17 protein-coding genes are annotated in these 20,237 nt (G+C 73.2%); 10 read left to right on the plus strand and 7 right to left on the minus strand.

The genetic code is table 11. The annotated features are described in order from the left end of the window. Positions 1 to 5 precede the first annotated feature (5 nt). Positions 6 to 1,028: a LacI family DNA-binding transcriptional regulator gene (locus tag ACH5HR_RS04555; protein WP_416476488.1), complete on the minus strand. Its 1,023-nt coding sequence runs from the start codon at positions 1,026 to 1,028 to the stop codon at positions 6 to 8. A gap of 203 nt (positions 1,029 to 1,231) precedes the next feature. Between ACH5HR_RS04555 and ACH5HR_RS04560 the strand changes: the two genes are divergently transcribed. The 5 genes from ACH5HR_RS04560 to ACH5HR_RS04580 all read left to right on the plus strand — a co-directional run bounded on the left by ACH5HR_RS04560 (position 1,232) and on the right by ACH5HR_RS04580 (position 5,407). Further along, positions 1,232 to 2,368, plus strand: coding sequence for a Gfo/Idh/MocA family protein (locus ACH5HR_RS04560; protein WP_416476900.1), 1,137 nt, complete (start codon positions 1,232 to 1,234; stop codon positions 2,366 to 2,368). 53 nt (positions 2,369 to 2,421) lie between these two features. Continuing rightward, the gene (locus ACH5HR_RS04565) at positions 2,422 to 3,657 is read left to right on the plus strand and encodes a dihydrodipicolinate synthase family protein (RefSeq protein ID WP_416476902.1); all 1,236 of its coding nucleotides are present in this window, start codon (positions 2,422 to 2,424) and stop codon (positions 3,655 to 3,657) included. Positions 3,658 to 3,668: 11 nt separating this feature from the next. Continuing rightward, positions 3,669 to 4,538, plus strand: coding sequence for a sugar phosphate isomerase/epimerase family protein (locus ACH5HR_RS04570; RefSeq protein WP_416476489.1), 870 nt, complete (start codon positions 3,669 to 3,671; stop codon positions 4,536 to 4,538). Between the two features lie 120 nt (positions 4,539 to 4,658). Then, complete coding sequence (locus ACH5HR_RS04575; protein ID WP_402377764.1) at positions 4,659 to 4,997, plus strand: STAS domain-containing protein; 339 nt, start codon at positions 4,659 to 4,661, stop codon at positions 4,995 to 4,997. Continuing rightward, positions 4,994 to 5,407 (plus strand): ATP-binding protein, encoded by a 414-nt coding sequence (locus tag ACH5HR_RS04580; RefSeq protein WP_402377767.1) that lies wholly within the window; start codon positions 4,994 to 4,996, stop codon positions 5,405 to 5,407. The genes ACH5HR_RS04575 and ACH5HR_RS04580 overlap by 4 nt, the downstream gene beginning before the upstream one ends. A 21-nt stretch (positions 5,408 to 5,428) precedes the next feature. Here the strand turns inward: ACH5HR_RS04580 and ACH5HR_RS04585 are convergent, their stop codons facing one another. Beyond that, the gene (locus tag ACH5HR_RS04585; protein WP_416476492.1) at positions 5,429 to 7,663 is read right to left on the minus strand and encodes a SpoIIE family protein phosphatase; all 2,235 of its coding nucleotides are present in this window, start codon (positions 7,661 to 7,663) and stop codon (positions 5,429 to 5,431) included. A 164-nt stretch (positions 7,664 to 7,827) separates the two neighbouring features. Here ACH5HR_RS04585 and ACH5HR_RS04590 point away from each other — a divergent pair, with 164 nt between their 5' ends. From ACH5HR_RS04590 to ACH5HR_RS04600, 3 genes are all read left to right on the plus strand, one after another. Next, the gene (locus ACH5HR_RS04590) at positions 7,828 to 8,613 is read left to right on the plus strand and encodes an ABC transporter ATP-binding protein (protein ID WP_416476493.1); all 786 of its coding nucleotides are present in this window, start codon (positions 7,828 to 7,830) and stop codon (positions 8,611 to 8,613) included. Between the two features lie 138 nt (positions 8,614 to 8,751). After that, a complete protein-coding gene (locus ACH5HR_RS04595; RefSeq protein WP_416476494.1) occupies positions 8,752 to 9,213 on the plus strand; it encodes an ATP-binding protein in 462 nt (153 codons plus the stop codon). Positions 9,214 to 9,239: 26 nt separating this feature from the next. Continuing rightward, positions 9,240 to 10,535, plus strand: coding sequence for a family 43 glycosylhydrolase (locus tag ACH5HR_RS04600; RefSeq protein WP_416476495.1), 1,296 nt, complete (start codon positions 9,240 to 9,242; stop codon positions 10,533 to 10,535). 31 nt (positions 10,536 to 10,566) lie between these two features. Here ACH5HR_RS04600 and ACH5HR_RS04605 read toward each other — a convergent pair whose 3' ends face one another. From ACH5HR_RS04605 to ACH5HR_RS04625, 5 genes are read right to left on the minus strand one after another with little or no spacing between them, the layout of a single operon-like run. Next, on the minus strand, positions 10,567 to 12,033 hold the full coding sequence (locus ACH5HR_RS04605) for a rhamnulokinase (RefSeq protein WP_416476496.1): 1,467 nt from the start codon (positions 12,031 to 12,033) through the stop codon (positions 10,567 to 10,569). Further along, positions 12,030 to 14,096, minus strand: coding sequence for a bifunctional aldolase/short-chain dehydrogenase (locus ACH5HR_RS04610; RefSeq protein WP_416476497.1), 2,067 nt, complete (start codon positions 14,094 to 14,096; stop codon positions 12,030 to 12,032). The genes ACH5HR_RS04605 and ACH5HR_RS04610 overlap by 4 nt, the downstream gene beginning before the upstream one ends. Further along, positions 14,096 to 15,037, minus strand: coding sequence for an alpha/beta hydrolase fold domain-containing protein (locus ACH5HR_RS04615; RefSeq protein ID WP_416476499.1), 942 nt, complete (start codon positions 15,035 to 15,037; stop codon positions 14,096 to 14,098). Before ACH5HR_RS04615 ends, ACH5HR_RS04610 begins: the two co-directional genes overlap by 1 nt. Positions 15,038 to 15,045: 8 nt before the next feature. Then, positions 15,046 to 16,212, minus strand: coding sequence for an L-rhamnose isomerase (rhaI, locus tag ACH5HR_RS04620; protein ID WP_416476500.1), 1,167 nt, complete (start codon positions 16,210 to 16,212; stop codon positions 15,046 to 15,048). 12 nt (positions 16,213 to 16,224) lie between these two features. Then, positions 16,225 to 16,590 (minus strand): L-rhamnose mutarotase, encoded by a 366-nt coding sequence (locus ACH5HR_RS04625; RefSeq protein WP_416476502.1) that lies wholly within the window; start codon positions 16,588 to 16,590, stop codon positions 16,225 to 16,227. A gap of 394 nt (positions 16,591 to 16,984) precedes the next feature. On the opposite strand from ACH5HR_RS04625, the gene ACH5HR_RS04630 reads away from it, so the two are divergent. Both ACH5HR_RS04630 and ACH5HR_RS04635 read left to right on the plus strand, forming a co-directional pair. Continuing rightward, positions 16,985 to 18,004, plus strand: coding sequence for a LacI family DNA-binding transcriptional regulator (locus ACH5HR_RS04630; RefSeq protein ID WP_416476504.1), 1,020 nt, complete (start codon positions 16,985 to 16,987; stop codon positions 18,002 to 18,004). 85 nt (positions 18,005 to 18,089) lie between these two features. Then, positions 18,090 to 20,162, plus strand: a complete 2,073-nt coding sequence (locus ACH5HR_RS04635) for a beta-galactosidase (RefSeq protein ID WP_416476506.1) — start codon at positions 18,090 to 18,092, stop codon at positions 20,160 to 20,162. The last annotated feature ends 75 nt before the right edge of the window (positions 20,163 to 20,237 follow it).

Consider the following 20,237-nt stretch of genomic DNA (forward strand, 5'->3'; position numbering starts at 1 on the left):
CGAGCTCAGCGCGCCGTCGACTCCCGCAGCACGACCTCGTGCCCGACGACGGCACCCACCTCGGCGCCTTCCTCGGCCACCGCTGCGGCGACGGCCAGGCGCCCCATCTCCTCCAGCGGGATGGACACGGTGGTGACCGAGGGCACGTGGTCCCGCAGCGTGGGGATGTCGTCGAACCCGGCGACCCGGACGTCGTCCGGCACCGCGACGTCGAGGTCGCGCAGCCGGGCGATGAGGCCGATGGCCATGACGTCGGTCACGGCGAACACGCACGGCGCGTCGAGCCCGGCACCGGCCGACTCGCGGGCGATCTCGGCGACGCGGTCGCCGGCCGCGAACCCACCGTCGCGCGAGAACTGCTGCTCGATGACCTCGAGCACCTCTCCCCCGCCCGCGGCGACGGCGTCGGCGAACGCCCCGGCCCGCTCCTGGGCGGTGACGACGCGGTCGGGTGCGCTGAGCAGGACGAACCGGCGGTGCCCCTGCTCGTGCAGCGCGGCGGCCAGGTCGGCGGCGCCGACGGCGTTCGGCGGGCGCACGACGCGCGCCGGCCCGAGCGGCTGCCCGACGACGACGGCGCGCCCCCCGCCGGCCTCGAACGTCTCGAGCTCGGCGGCCACGGGGGCGTCCTCCTCGGGCGACCACCGGGTCCCGGCGACGACGATGGCGTCGACGCGGTGCGCCGCGAACGCTGCGACGGCGTCTCGTTCCGCGTCAGGGTCCCGTTCGGTGGAGGCGAGGAGCACCATGCGGCCGTGCTCGCGGGCGGCGGCCTGGGCGCCGGCGGCGATGGAGGAGAAGTACGGGTCGGAGATGTCCTGCACGACCAGCCCGAGCAGCCCGGTGCGGGAGCGGGCCAACGCCTGGGCCTGGGCGTTCACCACGTAGCCGAGGTCCGCCGCGGCGGCGCGGACCCGTTCGACGAGCTCGGGGCCGGGCTGCCGCGAGGACCCGTTGAGGACCCGCGAGGCGGTCGCCAGGGAGACCCCGGCATGGTTCGCGACGTCCTGCAGCCGTGGTCTGGCCACGGGCACCTCCTCGTCCGCTGCGGTCCCGGCGGGGGCGCGCAGCCACCATGCCGGGCGGCGGCTGCTTGACGCACCGCCGCAGACACCTTACCGTGAGACTGGAAAGCGCATTCCGTCCGGAGCGCGAGCACGCCTGCCGAGCACCCCGCCGGTACCGACGAAGGAGTCCCCGAGTGAGCACCACCCGCACCCTGCGCATCGCCATGAACGGCGTGACCGGCCGCATGGGCTACCGCCAGCACCTGCTGCGCTCCATCCTGCCGATCCGCGAGCAGGGCGGCGTCGAGCTCCCCGACGGCTCCCGTGTGCAGGTCGAGCCGATCCTCGTGGGCCGCAACGAGTCCAAGCTCGCCGACCTCGCGAAGCAGCACGACGTCGCCGAGTACACGACCGACCTGGACCGCGTGATCCACGCGGACGACACCGACGTCGTGTTCGACGCCGCCATGACCAACCTGCGCGCCGGCACGCTCGCCAAGGCCATGAAGGCCGGCAAGCACGTCTACACCGAGAAGCCGACCGCCGAGACCCTCACCGAGGCGATCGACCTCGCACGGCTCCGTGAGGAGACCGGCGTGACCGCCGGCGTCGTGCACGACAAGCTCTACCTGCCCGGGCTGGTCAAGCTCCGCCGCCTCGTCGACGAGGGCTTCTTCGGCCGTATCCTGTCCCTGCGCGGCGAGTTCGGCTACTGGGTGTTCGAGGGCGACGTCCAGCCCGCCCAGCGCCCCTCGTGGAACTACCGCAAGGAGGACGGCGGCGGCATGACCACGGACATGTTCTGCCACTGGAACTACGTCCTCGAGGGCATCCTCGGCTCGGTGAAGACCGTCAACGCCCAGACGGTCACGCACATCCCCACCCGCTGGGACGAGCAGGGCAAGCAGTACGACGCCACCGCCGACGACGCCGCATACGGCATCTTCGAGATCGAGACCCCCGGCGGCGACCCGGTCGTGGCGCAGATCAACTCCTCCTGGGCCGTACGCGTCCACCGCGACGAGCTCGTCGAGTTCCAGATCGACGGCACGCACGGCTCCGCCGTCGCCGGCCTGCGCCAGTGCGTCGCCCAGCAGCGCGCGCACACCCCCAAGCCCGTGTGGAACCCGGACCTGCCGGCCACCGAGCCGTTCCGCGAGCAGTGGCAGGACGTCCCCGCGAACGCCGAGCTCGACAACGGCTTCAAGCTGCAGTGGGAGGAGTTCCTGCGCGACGTCGTCGCCGGCCGCCCGCACCGCTTCGACCTGCTCTCCGCCGCTCGCGGCGTCCAGCTCGCCGAGCTGGGCCTGCAGTCCTCGGCCGAGGGCCGCCGCCTCGACGTCCCGGAGATCTCGCTGTGAGCGCCGCGACCACCCTCCCCGGCGCTCCCGTGCTCACCGGCTCCGGCGTCACGCTGCGGCTGCCGCGATTCGACGACGGCGGTCGCCTCGTCGGCACCGAGGTCCGCGAGCTCAACGCGCCCGGCCCGTGGCAGGTCCCCGACGGGCCGATCCGCTCCCGGGTCGCCTTCGCCGCGGCGCACGTCGTCCCCCAGGTCGGGGCCGAGAACGTGCCCGGCGCTCCCGCCGTCGTCGACTGGGAGTCGACCCTCGCCTACCGGCACCAGATCTGGCGCCACGGTCTCGGCGTCGCCGACGCCATGGACACCGCCCAGCGCGGCATGGGGCTCGACTGGGCCGCCACGCAGGAGCTCGTGCGCCGCTCCGCGGCCGAGGCCGCCTCGGTGGGCGGCGCGATCGCCTGCGGCGCGGGCACCGACCAGATCGACCCCGCGCTGGTCGCGGGCTGGGAGCCGGGCGACCCCGCGGCGCTGGCCGCCGTCACCGACGCCTACCGCGAGCAGGTCCGCGTGGTGCAGGAGTCCGGCGCCCAGGTCATCGTCATGGCCTCCCGCGCCCTGGCGAAGGTCGCCCGCTCCGCCGACGACTACGCCCGCGTCTACGACGCCGTGCTCGCCGAGGCCGACCGCCCCGTGATCCTGCACTGGCTCGGCACGATGTTCGACCCGGCACTGGCCGGATACTGGGGCTCCGACGCGGTGGACACCGCGACCGCCACGTTCCTCGACGTCATCAAAGCCCACCAGGACAAGGTCGACGGCGTCAAAGTGTCGCTGCTGGACGCCCAGCACGAGATCGGGCTGCGCCGCGCGCTGGCGGCCCTCGACGGCTCCCCGGTGCGGCTCTACACCGGCGACGACTTCAACTACCCCGAGCTCATCGCAGGGGACGACCAGGGACACTCCGACGCCCTGCTCGGCATCTTCGCCGCGGTCTACCCCGCGGCGTCGACGGCGCTGCAGGCGTTCGACGCCGGGCTCCAGGACGACGGGGTCGTGTCCGAGACCGCGGCCGTGCGGGGCCACGCGATCCTCGCGTCCACCGAGAAGCTGGGCCGGCACATCTTCACCGCCCCCACGTACTACTACAAGACCGGGGTGGCGTTCCTGTCCTGGCTGAACGGGTTCCAGCCCGGGTTCCAGCTCGTGGGCGGGCTGCACTCCGGGCGGTCCCTGGCGCACCTCGTCGAGCTCGCCCGCCTCGCGGACGACTGCGGGATGCTGCTCGCACCCGACACCGCCGCCGCGCGCCTCCAGGCGCTGCTCACCGTGAACGGCGCCCACGCATGAAGGAGGCACGCATGACCGACCTGTCCCGCTGCTCGCTCAACACCGCGACGGTCAAGCACGCGTCCCTGACTGAGGCCGTCGAGGCCGCCGCCGTGGCCGGTCTCGGCGCCGTCGGCCTCTGGCGCCACCAGGTGCAGGAGGCCGGTGCCGAGACCGCACGCAAGGTGGTGGAGGACGCCGGTCTGCGCGTCTCGTCGCTGTGCCGCGGCGGCTTCCTCACCGCGACGTCGCCCGAGGGTGTCCGCGAGGCGATGGCCGACAACGAGCGGGCGCTGGTCGAGGCGGCCGAGGTCGGCACGTCCGAGCTCGTGCTCGTCGTCGGCGGCCTGCCTGGCTCCGCACCCGAGGCGGCTCCGGCGCCCGGCACCGATCGGAACCTCGTGGCCACGCGTCGGCGGGTCGCGGACCGGCTGGCCGACCTCGCGCCGCTCGCCGAGAAGCACGGCGTGCGGCTCGTCCTCGAAGCGCTGCACCCCATGTTCGCCGCGGACCGGGCGGTGATCTCGACCCTCGGGCAGGCGCTCGACCTCGCCGCCCCGTTCGACGCCCGCACCGTGGGCGTCGTCGTGGACACCTACCACGTGTGGTGGGACCCGGCGCTGGAGGAGTCCGTCGCGCGGGCCGGCCGCGAGGGCCGGATCGCGGGGTACCAGGTGTGCGACTGGAACCTGCCGTTCGCGCCCACCGCGCTGAACTCCCGGGGCCACGTCGGTGACGGGTACATCGACTTCGCCACCATCTCCCGGTGGGTGGCCGACGCGGGGTACACCGGCGACGTGGAGACGGAGATCTTCAACGAGGAGATCTGGGCGGCCCCGCCGGGAGAGACGGCAGCCACCGTCGGCGCACGGTACGCGGAGCACGTCCTGCCGCACCTCTGAGAGCACCCGCTCCGGGCCGAGAACTTCGGCTCGGGAGGGGGTAAAGTCGGCTGCTGAACCGCTGCCCGCTCGCCGCAGGCACCGAGCGTCAGCACCGCACCGAGCAACAAGGAGCGAACCGTGACCCACGGCGATGTCCGCGTGGAGGACGACGGCTACCTCTGGGTGATGCGCGGCGAGGTCGACGCCGCCGTCCAGTCGCGTCACGAGGACTACCTCAGGCAGGTGGCCCGGGCGGCGGACCGGCAGATCGTGATCGACCTGTCCGACGTGACGTTCATGGACTCGGGCGGCCTGCGCCTGCTCTACCACGCGGTCGAGGGCAGCCCCGAGCCGCCCGTCCTGCGCGGCGTGCCGGAGAGCACCCGCGACCTCCTCGAGCTCTCCGGCGTCGTCTCGCTGTTCCGGTTCGAGGAGGAGGGGGCCGGGTCCGCCTCGACCGCGCGGGCCGTTCGATGACGCTGGTCGAGGCCACACTGCGCGCCTCGCTGACCGAGATCGCGGCGTGGACCGTCCGCGACGTCGACCACCTCTGCGACGTCCGCGCCCAGCTGCAGCAGCGGTTGACCGCCGCGGTCGACGCCGACGAGGGTCGCCAGGAGGGCCGCGGGCTGGACCGCATCGTCCTCGTGGCCTCCGAGCTGGCCACCAACGCCGTCCGGTACGGCAGCCGGCCGGTCACCCTGCGCCTGCTCCAGCAGGGGTCGACGTTCGCCGTCGACGTCGTGGACCACCGCCCCGACGCACCTCCCGTGGAGGGCACCAGCGGCGCCGGCGGCCTCGGGCTCGTGGTCGCCGCCCGCGCGGCCGCCGCCGTCGGGTGGTTCCGCACCCGGAGCACCAAGCACGTCTGGGCCCGGTTCGCCTGAGCTCACCGCCCCCGGCACGGCTCAGGCTCGCCGCTGCACCACCATCAGCGTCGCGTCGTCCGCCGACCGCTCGTCGCGCGTGGCCCGGACGACGTCGTCGATGTCGGTCCGCGGCCCGGCACGAAACGCGTCGGCGAGCCGTGCCAGGCCGTCGGTGACGGACTCGTCGCGACGCTCGATGAGCCCGTCGCTGTAGAGCACCAGGGATCCGCCGGGCGGCACCTCCAGACGGCTCGCCGGCGGCACCTCCCCGGCCAGCCCGAGGGGCGGGGCGCCCGCCAGCGGCGCCCAGCACGTGCTGCCGTCGGGATGCACCACGAGCAACGGCGGATGACCCAGCGAGACGTTCTCCACGGTGCCGTTCGCCGGGTCGACCAGCGCCACCGTCAGCGTGGCGACCTCGCCCGGCAGCGTCCAGCGCACCACCTCGAACAGCAGCCGCGCGGCCTCGTGGGCCGAGTCGCTGCCGACCAGCGACGTCCGCATCGCGGTGCGCAGCTGGCCCATCGTCGCGGCCGCCTGCAGCCCGTGACCCGTCACGTCGCCCACGACCAGCGCCAGGTGCCCGGTCGGCAGGACGAGGGCGTCGTACCAGTCGCCGCCCACGAGCCCGGCGCCCGCCGCCTCGTAGCGCGCGTCGATGCTCCATCCGTCGTCGTCGGCGAGCTCGTGCGGCAGCAGGCTGCGCTGCAGCTCCTCCGTCGCACGCACCTCTTTGCGACCTCGCAGGTAGAGAGCCTCCAGCAGGTGCCCGCGCAGCGCGGCGGCACTCTCCACCTGGTCCGGGAGCCACGGCAGGCTGTGGCGGTCGACGACCTCTCGCCACCCCTCCTCCGAGGCGCGCAGCATCGTGCGGATCGGGTCGTCGGTACGCACCGGTCGGCTCACGGTGGGGTCGCTGCCCCACTCCACCCGGCGCTGGACCTCGTCGCGCAGCCAGATGAGCACCTGCCCCTCGGGCAGGGCGATACCCATGACGCCCGCGACGTCGGGCGCGACGGCCGCGACGTCCGGAGCGGCCTCACCCAGGCAGTCGGTCGTCACGACCTCCTCGCCCGCCTCGGCGACCCACGCGATGAGCGCGCGCCGGCCCGCGTCGTCGGGGACCTGCCCGACGCTCGTCACACGCCCCTCGGCGCTGACGATCGCGCCGTCCGCCCGCACCAGCCGACGCGTCCAGCCGGACCGCGTGATCGCGGTACCCAGGGGGACCGACTCGTCGCGGGAGTCGGCGGCGAGGTGCGCCAGGACCCGGTCCTGGCGGTGCGCCTCCGAGTCCTTGTCCGTGCCGAGCTGTGCGGCACGGAGGGCCGACAGGCTGCGCGCCAGCAGCTCGACCTCCACCAGAACCTCGTACGGCACCCGCTGCGGGCCTCCGTAGTGGTGGCAGTAGACGACACCCCACAGCTCGCCGCCGTGGAACAGGCCGACCCCCAGGGCGGCACGGGCGCCGCGTGAGCGGTGCAGCTCCACGTACGCGCGCGGCTCGGCACGCAGCGTGGCGGCGCCGAGGTCCGGCACGGGCCCACCGTCGTCGTGGGTGAGCACGGGAACGGGGTCCGCATCGACGTCGTCGATGAGGTGCACCCGCACGCGAGCGTGCAGCTCGCGCACCTCCGGCGGGATGTCCGACGCCGGGAAGTGGACGCCCGTCCACGGCACCAGCCCGCGAACGCGCGACTCCGCGACGATCTCGGAGTTCCCCTGCGGGTCGAGCAGGTACAGCGACGCCCGTTCGAAGCCCGTGCGGGCCCGCAACGCCTCCAGCGCGACGTCGTAGAGCTCCTCGATCGAGCCGGCCAGCTCCAGGTCGGCGAGCGCCGTGCGCAGCGGTCCGTAGCCGCTCGAGCCGCGCCCGGTGGCGGACTGCGCCGGCTCGATCTCCACCACCACGGAGGGCTGGGCGGGCGCCGGGTCGCCGTGCGGCCGGTGGAGGATCGCGTCGTACCCGCCGCCGCCCCGCTCCTCGGGCAGCTCGAGCACCACCGGGTTGACGGACGCGAGGTCGGTGCCCGCCACGACGGGCGAGAGGACCTGGCCGGCGGCCTGCGGGCCCAGCACCTCCGAGAGCGGGCGCCCCAGGACCTCCGCCGGGCGCAGCCCGACCAGCTCCGTGCGGGCCGACGTCTGCAGCACGACGCCGTCGGAGGCACGGACCGTCAGCAGCAGGCCGCGCGGCTGCACCGTCACGGTGCCCGGCGCGTCCTCGACTGGTCCCGGGACCGGGACGGCTGAAGCCGCGGCGGACCTCGTCACCTGCACCCCCCGGACTTGATTGCTTGGACCCCCAAGGGTAACGTCCCGCCGGCACTCCGCCGTCAGCCCCGGAACCAAGTCGGCCTCTCGCTCGTCAGACAGGACGGCCCGCCGGCCGTTTCCCGTCCGGCGGGCCACCACGCGTCCCCCTCAGGAGAGCACCGATGAGCACGAGCTCCAGCCAGCCCCCCGTCCTGCGCGCCGACGGCCTCGCCGCCGGGTACGGGGGCGGCGACGTCGTGCACGGCATCGACCTCGAGCTCTCCCCCGGCGACGCCCCGGTCGGCATCATCGGGCCGTCCGGGGCGGGCAAGTCGACGATCGTCCGCGCGCTGGTCGGCCAGGTGCGACCCACGCGCGGCCGCGTCACCTGGTCCGGACGCACCGTCAGCCGGATCGGCCTGCGGGACAAGAAGACGTTCCGCGCACAGGTCCGCCGGGTGGCCCAGGAGGGCATCGCCGACGTCGACCCCCGCTCCACCGTCGACCGCGTGGTCGCCAAGGCCCTGTCCGACGCCCGCCGGACCGGTCGCGCGAGCGGCCGCACGGTCGAGGAGGTCCTCACCGACGTCGCGCTCGAACCACGCTTCGCGTTCCGGCAGGTCGGCACCCTCTCAGGCGGGGAGAAGCAGCGGGTGGCGCTCGCCGCGGCGCTGGCCACCCGCCCGGGCGCGCTGCTGCTCGACGAGCCGCTCACCGCCGTCGACCCCGCCATGCGTGGCGAGGTGGTCCGCCGTCTCGGGGACGCCGCCGCCGAGGCCGGCACCGCGGTGCTCCTGGTCTCGCACGACCTCGAGCTGGTCGAGCGCCTCTGCCCGACGGTCCACGTCCTCGCCGAGGGCACGTTCGTCGCCTCGGGGGCGCTCTCGGCCGTGCTCGCCGAGTCGTCGCACCCGTCCGTCCGGGAGCTCGCCGAGGCTGCACCGCAGGCCGTCCAGCGCTTCCGGTGAGGTACGCCGCTCCGGCGGCCACGACGGGCAGAGCCGCGACGTCAGAGGTAATGTCGTCGCGGACCTGAGGCCCGTGTGCGGCCCGTGATGAGGAGTAGCGATGCTCACCCCCACCTGCGGCGCGACCCCCGTGATGCCATGACCAAGGACGCTGCCACGTCCCTGCGGTCCAGGCTCGTCGGCACCTGGACCGTCGTCAGCGTCGACGGGCTGTCCAGCGCGCGCTCGCGGCTGCAGGAGACCCTGTGCGCAGAGACGCCGACGCCGTGCGCCGAGACCGAACCGACCCGCTCGCTGCTGCAGAACATCGTCCTCGTCGCGAGCGAGCTGACCGCCAACGCCCTCGAGCACACCGACGGCCCGGCCCGGCTCGACGTGGTGTCCGACGGCGTGGCCGTCACCGTCTCGGTCAAGGACCGCTGCCCCGACAGCCCACCGGTGCTCTCCCCGGACCGCAAGCTGGGCGAGGGCGGATTCGGCCTCCAGCTGGCCCTGCGCATCGCCGACGACGTCGGCTGGTACCGCACGCCGGACGGCGCGAAGCACGTCTGGGCCCGGTTCGTCGTGCCTGGCTCGTCCGAGGGCGACCCGGCTGCGTAGTCGCCCGCTCTCCCGGGCCACCGCATGTGAGCGCTAACGGAGCTCTGCTCCAGCAGTGGGACCGCTGGGACGGCGAAAGCCAGCAGTTCCGGTTCCTCGACTCGGGCGACGGCTACTACCGGATCCAGGTCCGGCACTCGGGCATGGTGCTCGACGTCTACGGCTGGGACGCCGAGAACGGCGCCGACATCGTCCAGTGGGACGACCTGGACGCCGAGAACCAGCAGTGGCAGGTCCGGGAGAACTCCGACGGGACGGTCACGTTCCTCAACCGGTTCTCCGGCAAGGCGCTCGACCTGTACGACTTCGCCACCGAGCCCGGAGCGCGCATCTCCCAGCACACCGACAACGGCGCGGCCGTGCAGAGGTGGCAGCTCCTGCCCGTCCACGGTGCCGCCGCCGCGCTGGCCAACCCGATCCGCACGAACGGCGCCGACCCGTGGCTGCAGCACTGGGACGGCCACTACTACCTGTCCACCACCACGTGGGACTCCACCGTGATCATGCGGCGCGCCACCACCCTTGCCGGCCTGTCCTCCGCACCGGACCAGGTCGTCTGGGACGACGTCGGCGTCCCGTCGCGCTGCTGCAGCCACTGGGCACCCAAGTTCCACCGCATCGACGGCACCTGGTACCTCAAGTACACGTCGGGGAACTCCCAGACGAACCTCGACGGCCAGAAGATCCACGTGCTGCGCTCGCAGAGCGACACACCCATGGGGCCGTACGAGTTCATGGGGACTCCGATGCCGGACCGGTGGAACATCGACAGCTCCTACCTGGAGCACGGCGGCCGTCTCTACATGCTGTTCTCCGAGTGGATCGGCCCCGACCAGACGAACCGCATCGTCGAGATGAGCAACCCGTGGACGACCGTCGGCCAGCCGGCGACCTTCTCCACCCCGACGCACTCGTGGGAGACCCAGGGCGCACGCGTCAACGAGGGCGCCGCGGTGCTGAAGCACGGTGGCCGCACGTTCGTCTCGTACTCCGCGTCGTCGTGCAACACCCCGGACTACACGATCGGGCTGCTCGAGCTCACCGGGTCGGACCCGATGGACCCCGGCCACTGGACCAAGTCGCCCGTCCCTGCCATGCAGCAGGGCAACGGCGTCTACGGGACCGGGCACAACGGGTTCTTCAAGAGTCCGGACGGCACCGAGGACTGGACCATCTACCACGGCAACACGTCTGCGTCGCACGGCTGCGGTGACACCCGCCAGACGCGCGTGCAGAAGGTTAGCTACGACGCGACCGGGTGGCCCGTCTACGGCGCACCGGTCCCGTCGGGGCAGGCGATGACCCCGCCGTCGGGCGAGTAAGGGCCTGCCACCTCTGGTTGCTGCTGCTGCGTCAGGGGTCGTAGCGCACCAGGTGCGCCGAGCGGCGCACGACGGCGCGCAGCACCGCGAGGTCGCCGGCGAGCACGCCGGCGGCCCTCGCCTGGACGACGACGTTCCCCAGCGCCGCACCCTCGACCGGCCCTGCCACCACGGGCAGCCCGGTCGCCTCCGCCGTGAGGCGGCACAGCAGCTCGTTCTGGGACCCGCCACCGACGACGTGCAGCACCTCGACCTCGCGGCCCGAGAGCCGCGTGACCTCCTCCAGCACCTGCCGGTAGGCGTCCGCGAGGGAGTCGAGGATGCACCGCACGACCTGCCCCACGCCGTCGGGCACCGGCTGACCGGACGCCCGCGCGGCTGCCTCGATCCGTTCCGGCATGTCGCCGGGCGGCAGGAACTCGGGGGCGTCGACGTCGACGACGGTGCGCCCGGGCTGCGCGTCGGCCGCGGCCGCGAGCGCCTCGGCGAGCGACACCTCGGTCCCGGCCTCACGCCAGGTGCGCAGGGTCTCGGACAGCACCCACAGGCCCATGACGTTCTTCAGGTATCGCACGGTGCCGTCGACACCCAGCTCGTTGGTGACGTTCGCCCGGCGGCTCTCCTCGGTCAGGACCGGGACGTCGAGCTCGACGCCGACCAACGACCACGTCCCCGAGGAGACGTAGGCGAACCGCTCGTCGGCGGCGGGCACCCCGACCACGGCCGAGGCCGTGTCGTGCGACCCGACCGCGATCACCGGCACCGCGCCGAGCCCGGTCGCGGCCTGCACGGCGGCGGTGAGGTGCCCGACGACGGTCCCCGGTTCGACGACGTCGCCCAGCCGGGCGCGCAGGTCGCCCAGCTCGGGGTACTCGCGGGCCAGGGCGTCGAGCACGGGCTGCGACCACCGGCGGGTGGTCGCGTCCAGCAGGCCGGTCGTCGAGGCGTTGGTGACCTCGGCGATGGTGGCGCCGGTGAGCCAGGAGCCGAGCAGGTCCGGGATCAGCCGGATCGAGTCGACCAGCGGCCACACGGCGTCGTGCCGCGCGGCGACGAGCTGGAACTCCGTGTTGAACGGCAGGGTCTGCAGCCCGTTGACGGCGTAGTGCTCGGCGGCACCCAGCCGGCCCAGGACCTCCTCGGCGACCCCGGAGAGGCGGGGGTCGCGGTGGTGGCGCGGGTTGCCGAGCAGCGTGCCGTCCGCGGCGAACAGCCCGTGGTCGACGGCCCAGGAGTCGATGCCGATCCCGGCGACCTCGACGCCCTGCTCGCGGGCGAGTGCCCCGGCGGCGCGCAGGCCGTCCAGGACCCCGCGCCACAGGTGGAGCACGTCCCAGTGCAGCGCGGTGCCCGCGGCCTCGGAGACCTCGACCGGCCCGTTGCCGAACCGGGCCACCTCGGTGAGGTCGACGTGCTCGTCGCCTGCCGCCCCGGAGACCACCCCGAGCATCACCCGTCCGCTGCTCGCCCCGAGGTCGACGGCGACGAACGCCGTCACCGGAGGAACGCCTGCGCCACGCCCGCGTCGACGGGCACGTGCAGGCCGGTGGTGTGCGAGAAGTCGGCCGTGCAGAGCGCGAACGCCGCGTTGGCGATGTTCTCCGGCAGCACCTCGCGCTTGAGCAGGGTGCGCTGGGCGTAGAACGCGCCCAGGTCCTCCTCCTCGATCCCGTACGTCTTGGCGCGGTTGGCGCCCCACCCGGAGGCGAAGATGCCCGAGCCGCGCACCACGCCGTCGGGGTTGATGCCGTTGACCTTGATGCCGTGCTCGCCCAGCTCCGCCGCGAGCAGGCGCACCTGGTGGGCCTGGTCGGCCTTCGTGGCGGAGTAGGCGATGTTGTTCGGCCCGGCGAACACCGAGTTCTTGCTCGAGATGTAGATGACGTCGCCGCCGAGCTTCTGGTCCACCAGGATGCGTGCGGCGTTCTTCGCGACGAGGAACGAGCCCTTGGCCATGACGTCGTGCTGCAGGTCCCAGTCGGCCTCGGTGGTCTCGAACAACGACTTGCTCAGCGAGAGGCCGGCGTTGTTCACGACGATGTCGACGCCGCCGAACGCGAGCACGGCCTCGTTCAGCGCGGCCTGCACAGCGGCCTCGTCGGCCACGTTCGCGGCGACCCCGATCGCGACGTCGGTGCTCCCGATCTCGCTCGCCACCGCGCGCGCCTTGTCCAGGTCGAGGTCCGCGACGACCACGCACGCGCCCTCGGCCGCGAGCCGCTCGGCGATGGCCTTGCCGATGCCGGACGCCGCGCCGGTGACGAACGCGATCCGGGTCGCGAGCGGCTTCGGCTTCGGCTTGCGCTGCAGCTTGGCCTCCTCCAGCGCCCAGTACTCGATGCGGAACTTCTCGGACTCGTCGATGGGCGCGTACGTGGACAGGGCCTCGGCGCCGCGCATCACGTTGATGGCGTTGACGTAGAACTCGCCGGCCACGCGGGCGGTCTGCTTGTCGCCGCCGTAGGAGAACATCCCCACACCCGGCACGAGCACGATGAGCGGATCCGCGCCACGGATCGCCGGCGGCTCCTCACCCTTCGCACGGGCCTCGGCGGCGCCGCGCTCGTAGTAGGCGGTGTAGTCGGCGCGGTAGGCCTCGTGCAGCTCCGGCAGGCGCTCGACGATCTCTTCGACGCTCGCCGTCGCCGGCAGGTCGATCACGAGCGGCTTGACCTTGGTCCGCAGGAAGTGGTCCGGGCAGGACGTGCCCAGGGCGGCGAGCTCCGGGTGCCGCTCGGCGGCCAGGAAGTCCAGCACCACGTCGGCGTCGGTGAAGTGGCCGACCTGCGGCTTGTCGTGCGAGGCGATGGCGCGCAGGTGCGGGGCCAGGGCGGCGGCCTTGGCACGACGCTCGGCCGCGGGCAGCGCCCCGTAGCCGTCGAGCGCCGGACCGAACGGCTCGGGCGCACCGTGCTCGGCGATGTACGCCGCGGCGGTGTCGATGATCCACAGCGAGTTCGCCTCGGCCTCCTCGGCCGTGTCGCCCCACGCCGTGATGCCGTGCCCGCCCAGGACGGTGCCGATCGCGTCGGGGTGCTCCGCCTTGATCTTCGCGATGTCCAGACCCAGCTGGAACCCGGGGCGGCGCCACGGCACCCACACGACCTTGCCGTCGAAGATCTTCTGCGTGAGCTTCGGGCCGTCCGCCGCCGTGGCGATCGCGATGCCCGAGTCCGGGTGCAGGTGGTCCACGTGCGCGGCGTCGACGAGCCCGTGCATCGCGGTGTCGATGCTGGGGGCGGCGCCACCCTTGCCGTGGAGGCAGTAGTCGAACGCGGCGACCATCTCGTCCTCGCGCTCGACACCCGGGTAGACGTCCACCAGGGCGCGCATGCGGTCCAGGCGCAGCACCGCCAGGCCCTTCTCCGTCAGCGTGCCCAGGTCGCCGCCGGAACCCTTGACCCACAGCAGCTCGACGTCCCGCCCGGTGACCGGGTCGGTCGCGGTGCCCTTCGCGGAGGTGTTGCCGCCGGCGTAGTTGGTGTTCTTCGGGTCCGCGCCCAGGCGGTTCGACCGGGCGACGAGGGCCTCGACGGTCGGGTGAGCGGTCTCGTTCGTCATCAGGAGCTCCGGGGAGGTTCGGGTCGGATCGGTGGTTCGTGGGTCGTGCCGACGAGCCCGTCGACGGTGAGCCAGGCGGCCATGCGGGCGAGGCTGCGCGCGCAGCCGGGATGCTCCGGGTCGTTGAGGTGACCGTGGAACGTGCCGTCCTCGCGGACGAGGTGGACGTCCGTGCCGGCCGCCGCGAGCTCGGCGGCGTACGCCTCGCCGGAGGACCGCAGGGCGTCGTGGTCGGAGTTGACGATCATCGTCGGCGGCAGCCCGCGCAGGTCCGCCCCGCCGGGGAACGCGTACGGCGACCCCGACCCGCGCCGGTGGCCCAGGTAGTTGGCGTTCATCGTGCGCACCACGTCCGGGGGGAAGTCGCGCCCCTCGGGCAGCGCCGCGATCTTCTCCGCCAGCTCCGGGCTCGGCGTCGGCAGCGCCTCGTGCAGCACCGGGTAGGCCAGTACCACGCTGCGCGGCGTCGGGCGCTCCGCGGTGCCCGACGGCGGCACGGAGGTCGTGCCGGCGGGCTCGGTCGCGTCGTCGCGCAGGCGCAAGGACACCCCGGCGGCGAGGTTGCCGCCGGCGCTGGCACCGCCGAGGGACCACGTGCCGGACGGTACGCCGAGGCCCGTCTCGACCGCCCAGCGGAACACGAAGGCGAGCTCGTCGTGCGCCACCGGGAACCGGACGCCGCCGGCCTCGACGGGGGCGTCGACGTCGTCCCGGTCGACCTCCGGGCACAGCCGGTAGTCCACGCTCACCACGGCGACACCGCGCCCGGCGAGCGTGCGCGCGACGTGGTCGGCCTCCGCCATGTCGAGGTCACCGTGCATGAACCCGCCGCCGTGCGCCCAGACGAGCCCTGCGACGCAGGTGACGCCGTCCGGCACCGGATAGAGGCGGACAGGGAGGTTTCCGTGGGGGCCGTCGAGGACCCGGTCCGTGATGGTCATGGCGCCGATCATGCACCCCAGCCGGCCTGTTGACCGCCGACGCGCTCCGCGGCGATCCTCGGCAGGTAGCCGGACTCCGCGAACGCGGCCATCGGGTCGGCGGGCAGGCCGCGAGCGGCGCGGTACTCGGCGAGCGCGGGCCGCACGTCGGTGTAGAAGGCGTCCATGTAGATCGCGTTCGCGGCCAGCACGTCGCCCGCCTCCTGGGCCTTGACCAGGGCGTCGCGGTCGAGCAGCAGGGCCCGCGCCGTCATCTCCTGGACGTTGAGCACGGAGCGGATCTGGCCCGGCACCTTGTCCTCGACGTTGTGGCACTGGTCGAGCATGAGCGCCACCTGCGAACCCTCGTCGAGGCCGCCGCCGCGGATGACCTCGGCCATGATGCGAAAGAGCTGGAACGGGTCGGCGGCGCCGACGATGAGGTCGTCGTCGGCGTAGAACCGCGAGTTGAAGTCGAAGGAGCCCAGCTTCCCGAGGCGCAGGAGCTGCGCCACGATGAACTCGATGTTGGTGCCGGGGGCGTGGTGGCCGGTGTCGAGGCAGACGAACGCCTTGTCGCCGAGGGCCGCCACCTGGGCGTACGAGGTGCCCCAGTCCGGCACGTCCGTGTGGTAGAACGCCGGCTCGAAGAACTTGTACTCGAGCACCATGCGCTGGGAGTCACCGAGCCGGGCGTAGATCTCGGTCAGCGCCTCGTGCAGCAGGTCCTGCCGGGTACGGATGTCCGCCTGGCCCGGGTAGTTCGAACCGTCGGCCAGCCAGATCTTCAGGTCCTGCGACCCGGTGGCGTCCATGATCTCGATGCACTCGAGGTGGTGGTCGATCGCCTGGCGGCGCACGGCCGGGTCGGTGTGCGTCAGGGAGCCGAGCTTGTAGGCGTCGTCCTGGAACGTGTTGGAGTTGATCGTGCCCAGGGTGACGCCCTGGTCGTTCGCGTAGCGCTGGAGGGCCGCGTAGTCGTCGACCTTGTCCCACGGGATGTGCAGCGCCACCGTCGGGGCCAGGCCGGTGAGCCGGTGGACCTGCGCGGCGTCGGCGATCTTCTCCTCGGGGTTGCGCGGCGTGCCCGGGGTGGAGAAGACCTTGAAGCGCGTCCCGGAGTTGCCGTACGCCCAGGAGGGCACCTCGATGGCGAGGCGGTCCAGGACCGGGATGATGTCGTCGAAGCTGGGCATGGTCGTCCTCTTTCAGTCCTGGGTGGTGCTGCTCGCCGCGAGCTGCGTCTCGAGGTGGAAGATCGGCGTGAGCTCGGTCATCGACTCGTCGGGGCCGGCGCCGTCGAAGAACTCGGCCATCTCGGCCTGCCAGCGCGCGTTGACGTCGTGCAGACCCATGTCCGCACGCGCGGCGTCCGGGTCGTCGCTCTCGAAGTAGCCGACGACCGTGCCGTCCGGGGCGGTGAAGATCGAGTAGTTGCGCCAGCCGGTCTCGTGCAGGGCGCGCAGCATCTGCGGCCACACCTCGGCGTGGCGGCGCGAGTACTCCTTGAGCCGGTCCGGGCGCACCCGGAACCGGAACATTACGCGGCGCGTGCCGCTGTCGGTACGAACCACCGTCGGTCCTCCTTCGCATCGTCCTCGACGCAGGTGGTGAATCGATTCAAGATCGTCAACGTACCTGGTGGTCCCCGACCAGCGCAAGGCCGCCCAGCCCGGTCCGCGCCGAGCCGGCGCTCCAGTCGGCAACGTCAGTCGCGGTCGGCAACTCGAGCGACCGACCGGAGCGGGACGTACCGACCGCAGCGAGCAACGCCGAGCGAGACATGCCGACCGCAGCAGGACGTACCGACCGCAGCGGCACCCGCCGCCGCAACCATATCGGGCAACCGGTTTCCGTCCGCCCCGCGAGCCGGTCGGTCGCCCCCCGTCCGAACGGCTACGATCCCTGGGTGCGGTCGGCCGACCGCCCGCCCGGAACCGGGAACCTGTCGACGAGGAGAGGGAACCCATGCCGCCCCGCACGCACCACCGGCGCACGTCGATCTCCGACGTCGCGCGGCACGCCGGCGTCTCCGTCGGCACGGTGTCGAACGTGCTCAACCGGCCCGACCGGGTCTCCCCCGGCACCCGCGAGCGCGTCGAGGCGGCCATCGCCGAGCTGTCGTTCGTCCGCAACGGCTCCGCGCGCCAGCTCCGCGCCGGGCGCATCACGACCGTGGGCGCGATCGTGCTGGACATCTCCAACCCGTTCTTCACCGACGTGACGCGCGGGATCGAGGAGCGGCTCACCGCCGACGACTACACGCTCATGGTGGCCAGCTCGGACCGCGACCCCGAGCGCGAGGCCCGCTATCTGCGCCTGTTCGAGGAGCACGGCGTGCGCGGCGTGATGGTGGTCCCGACCGCGGACAGCATCGAGCACCTGCTCGCCGTGCGGGAGCGCGGGATCGGCGTCGTGCTCCTGGACCATCCCTCGCCGGTGGAGTCCGTGTCCTCGGTGGCCGTGGACGACGTCGACGGCGGCGCGATGGCGACGCGGCACCTGCTCGAGCAGGGGCACACCCGCATCGCCTTCCTCAACGGGGCGCACTCGATCCGCCAGTGCGCCGACCGCCTCGAGGGCGTGCGCCAGGCGCTCGCCGATGCGGGGCACGACCCTGACGAGGCGCTGGTGGAGATACCGGTCAGCCTCGACGCCGACGGTGGCGAGGCCGGCGTCCGCACCCTGCTGGACGCACCCGGTCCGACGGCCGTGTTCTGCGTCAACGACCTCGTCGCGCTCGGCGCGCTGCGGACGCTGCGCCGGTCCGGGGTGTCGGTGCCCGACGACGTCGCGCTCGTCGGGTACGACGACGTCACCTTCGCGGCGGAGCTCGCCACACCTCTGACCTCGGTGCGCCAGCCGCGGCACGAGCTGGGCAGGCGAGCGGCCGACCTGATGCTGCGCGGCGGCGACGCCCCGGCCGAGCACGTGGTCTTCCAGCCGGAGCTGGTCGTGCGCGAGTCCTCCACCAGCACGACCCGCTAGCCGAGCGCTCCCGCCGCACCTTCCAGGCGCCGTCGTGCCGGAGCCCCGATTCCGGTTTTGAATCGATTTATGGCAGACTTCGGCCATGCGACGACGCACCACCCCCGACTCATTCGACGCGACCGCCGTGCGGCCGTGGAACGCGCAGCTCGACGGCCTCGGCTTCGGCGGTGACTACAACCCCGAGCAGTGGCCGGCCGACGTCCGCGCCGAGGACGTCCGCCTCATGCGCGAGGCCGGGGTGAACCTCCTCAGCGTCGCGATCTTCTCCTGGGCCACCCTCGAGCCCCGCGAGGGCGAGCTCGACTGGACGTGGCTCGACGAGACCCTGGACTCCCTGCACGGCGCCGGCATCCAGGTCGCCCTGGCCACGGCCACCGCCTCGCCGCCCCCGTGGCTCACCCGCAAGCACCCGGAGATCCTGCCGCGCCTGGCCGACGGCACGGTGCTGCACCAGGGCGGCCGGCAGTCCTACGCCGTGACGCACCCGGTGCACCGCGAGTACGCGCTGCGCATGACCACCCGGATGGCGGAGCGCTACGGCGACCACCCGGCGCTCGCCCTGTGGCACGTGGACAACGAGATCGGCTGCCACGTGCCGCGGGACTACTCCGACGCCGCCGCAGCGGCCTTCCGCGACTGGCTGCGGCGCCGCTACACCACCGTCGATCGGCTCAACGAGGCCTGGGGCACCAGCTTCTGGTCGCAGCGCTACGCCGACTTCGAGGACGTGCTGCCGCCGCTGACGGTGCCGGCGTTCATCAACCCCAGCCAGGAGCTCGACTTCGACCGCTTCAGCTCCGACGCGATGCTCGACTACTACCGCGACCTGCGCGACACGCTGCGCGAGCTCACGCCGCACGTGCCCACCACGACCAACCTCATGACGACCTCGGCGACCAAGGGGATGGACTACTTCTCCTGGTCCGACGACCTCGACGTGGTGGCCAACGACCACTACACGATCGCCGCGGACGCCGAGCGGCACGTCGAGCTCGCACTCTCGGCCGACCTCGCCCGCGGCGTCGCCCACGGCGACCCGTGGATCCTCATGGAGCACTCGACGTCGGCGGTCAACTGGCAACCGCGCAACCGCACCAAGGCGCCCGGCGAGATGCTGCGCAACTCGCTGCAGCACGTCGCCCGCGGCGCGGACTCGGTGATGTTCTTCCAGTGGCGCCAGTCCCGGGCGGGCGCCGAGAAGTACCACTCGGCGATGGTGCCGCACGCCGGCACCGACACCGACGTCTGGCGTGGCACGGTCGAGCTGGGCCGCACCCTGCGCGCGCTCGGTGAGGTGCGCGGCTCACGCGTCGCGGCGCGTGCCGCGCTCGTCGTGGACTACCCCGCCTGGTGGGCGGCCGAGCTGGGCTCCCACCCCACCCAGGACCTGCGCTACATGGACGAGGTGCGCTCCTGGTACACGGCCCTGTGGGAGCAGGGCGTCACCGTGGACACGGTCACCCCGCACGCCGACCTGGACGGCTACGACCTCGTCGTCGTCCCCACCCTGTACCTCGTGGACGACGACGGCGCGGCGAACGTCGCGCGCGCCGCCCGGCGCGGGGCCACGGTGGCGGTCACGTTCTTCTCGGGCATCGTCGACGCCTGCGACCACGTGCGCCTCGGCGGCTACCCCGGCGCCTTCCGCGACCTGCTCGGTCTGCGCACGGAGGAGTTCTACCCGCTGCAGGCCACCGAGACCGTCCGCGTGACGGGCAAGGTGGTCGGCGGCGACGCCACCGCCGACCTCTGGACCGAGAAGACGCACGTGGACGACGGCACGGAGGTCGTGGCGGCCTACGACGACGGCGCGCTCGCGGGCCGTCCCGCCGTCACCCGGCGCGATGTCGGCACGGGCGCCGCGTGGTACGTGGGCACCCGCCTGGACCGAGCCGGCCTGGCGTCGCTGGTCAGCCGCCTCGTGGACGAGTCCGGCGTCGCACCCGACGTCGTCGGCCCGGCCGGGGTCGAGGTCGTGCGGCGGCGCTCCGCCGACGGCACCACCTCGTGGCTCTTCGTGCTCAACCACACCGGCGCGGACGCCCCGCTCACCGGCGTCGCGGGCACCGAGCTGATCGGTGGGACCGCCGTCGCGGGTGAGCTCGTCGTCCCGGCTGGTGCGGTCCGCGTCATCCGCGAGGCACCCGCGCCCTGACCCCCGGGCGCGGGGGGTGGGGGGGGGGGGTTGTGGGGGGGGGGGGGGGGGGGGGGCGCGGGGGGGGGGGGGGGG

Origin of the sequence: Isoptericola maris (assembly GCF_048065335.1) — a bacterium.
GTDB classification, from domain to species: domain Bacteria; phylum Actinomycetota; class Actinomycetes; order Actinomycetales; family Cellulomonadaceae; genus Isoptericola; species Isoptericola rhizosphaerae.